The organism is Roseateles agri, from assembly GCF_034043675.1.
GTDB lineage: Bacteria > Pseudomonadota > Gammaproteobacteria > Burkholderiales > Burkholderiaceae_C > KK5.
On sequence record NZ_JAXCLA010000018.1, the window covers coordinates 1 to 2,345 of the forward strand.

Sequence of the window (2,345 nt, forward strand, 5' to 3'; positions counted from 1 at the left end):
GGCGGAAGGGCGTGGCCTCGATGTCCAGCTTGCCGGCCTCGACCTTGGAGAAGTCCAGGATGTCGTTGATGATCCCCAAGAGCGCCGTGCCGGCGTTGTGGACCTTGGCGACGTAGTCGCGCTGGCGCGGGTTCAGCTCCGTCCTCAGCGCCAGCATCGACAAACCGATGATCGCGTTCATCGGTGTGCGGATCTCGTGGCTCATGTTCGCCAGGAACATCGACTTCGCTTGCACCGACTCCTCGGCCGCCTGCTTGGCGTCGGCCAGGGCGAGCGCGATGGCCCTCTCCTGGGTCACGTCTTCCATGAACCAGACGCTGCCCTGGGTGGTGTCGGTGTCGATGTAGCGGGCCGTGATGCGGCACCAGAAATGCTCGCCGTCCTTGCGCACGAACTGCTGGTCGTGATGGCTGTCGCGCGGCATGCCGATGCGGGCGATCAATTCGTCGCGCAGGGGCCCGGAGTCGACCTCGCTGCCGTACCAGATGCGCATGTCCTGCGCCTGCAGCTCGCCGGCACCGTAGCCGAACATCGCCTCCAGCTCGCGGTTGCAGCGCCGGATCACGCCGTCATGCACGAAGGCGATGCCCACGCCGGCCGTCTCGAACATGGCGACCTGCTCCCGCTGAGCGACGCCGAGGGCGTTCTCGGCGGCCTTGAGCGCCTCCAGGTCCACCGTGATGCCCACCAGGCCGCCCGGGCTGCCGTCGGGCCGGCGGAAGCCGCTGACCGAATGGAGCACCTGGTGCATCTTCCCGTCGGCGTATTTCAGCCGGGTCTCGCGGCGCTCGTGCGACGAGTTGGCGATCACCCGCTCATGCTGGGCCTGCAGCATGGCGCGCTCGGCTTCCGTCAGGTAGCTGTGCTCGTCGACGCGCTTGCCGACCAGCTCCTCGCGCCGGATGCCGAAGGCTTCCTCGAACGCATGGTTGCAGCCCAGCAAGCGCGAATCCGGGCCCAGGTAGAACACCGCGTTGGGCATGCGGTCGATCATGGTCTGCAGGAACACGGCCATCTCGCCAACCTCGCGGCGTGCCTTCTTCGCCGCGGTGATGTCGCTGACGGTGAACTGCACCAGCGTGCGGCCGCGGTAGCGGAAGGGCGTGCCGTGCACCTCGGCCATCCACTCGACGCCGTTGGGCCGGCGGTGCAGCCATTCAAAGGTCGGCATCTCCTCGCCGCGGCTCTGCAGCCGCTTGCGCCCCGCCGCCAGCATCTGCGCTGACGAGGCTCCGTTTTCCTGGAACGGCGCCGAGACCGACAGCACGTTGTGCCCCAGCAAGTCCTCGCGCCGCGCCACGCCGTAGAGCTTGCGCGCGGCCTCGTTGCAGTCGGTGTAGGCATCGGCCAACGGGTCGTAGATCGACATCGCGATGTGCGAGTCCTGCAGCATGCGGCTGTAGGTCTCGTTGTCCTGCCGGGCCTCCTGCGCGCGGCGCAGGTCGCTCTCGTCGTCGATGGTCCAGACGACGACCTGGTCCAGGCCGCTCATCTGCACCTTGCGCCCGCGTGCGTAGACCTGCAAGGCGCTGCCGTCGCGATGGCGCGCGCGCCAGGTGACGCTGCTGGTGTCTCCGTGCTCGAACGAACGGGCGCTCTCCTTGCCGAAGCGTTCGTACTCGGCGTCGTCCTCGAATAAGCTCTCGACCTCGTGGCCCGCCAGGCTGCCGGCGTCCTCGAAGCCCAGCATATGGGCGAAGGTCTCGTTGGCACGCAGCACCTTGCCATCGCCAAAAATGACGGCGCCGGCCATCAGCTTGTGGAGCAGCGGGTCTTGCGCAGCCGGTTTGATCCAGGCGGTGAACCATGTAGTGCCGGCAAGCACCGTCGCGACGCACTGGACCTGTGCGATGACAACGGAGCCGTCCTGGTGGCGCAGACGCATCTCCAGAGACGCCATGGGGCCGACCGAGTGCTCCAGCGCGTCCAACAGGCTCAGCACGCCGGCCTCACCGTCCGCATACAGCGCCGCGTCGAACAAAGACGGGCTGCGGTCGAGGGTGTAGCCCAGCAGGCTCGACCACGCCTCGTTGACGCTCTCGATGCGGCCGCTCCGCGCGCAGACGATCTGGGCGGGCGATTCCGGCTCCGGCTCGGATCGTGTCGACAGCTGCTGGACCATCGGATCGTGCTCTTGGAGCATGGGGGAGGAATCGGGTAGCGATTAGTGGCTGTTTATAAACGAATTCCGTACCAATCGCGTGTGTCTTAGGCGGTGGCCTCGATGACGACGCCATTCTCGGCAGCGGCGTCCCTGGCGGTCTCCAGCGCGGCATCGAAGTCGAAGGAGCGCACATCCTGCTCGATGCTGGCAAAGGCCGTCGCCCCGAAGACCTGCGTCAGCG

General features: G+C 67.0%; 1 protein-coding gene. It reads right to left on the minus strand.

The features are described 5' to 3' along the window. The coding region (locus SNE35_RS31980) for a PAS domain-containing protein (protein ID WP_320427124.1) at window positions 1-2,143 on the minus strand (2,143 nt) is incomplete at its 3' end. Between the last annotated feature and the right edge of the window lie 202 nt (window positions 2,144-2,345).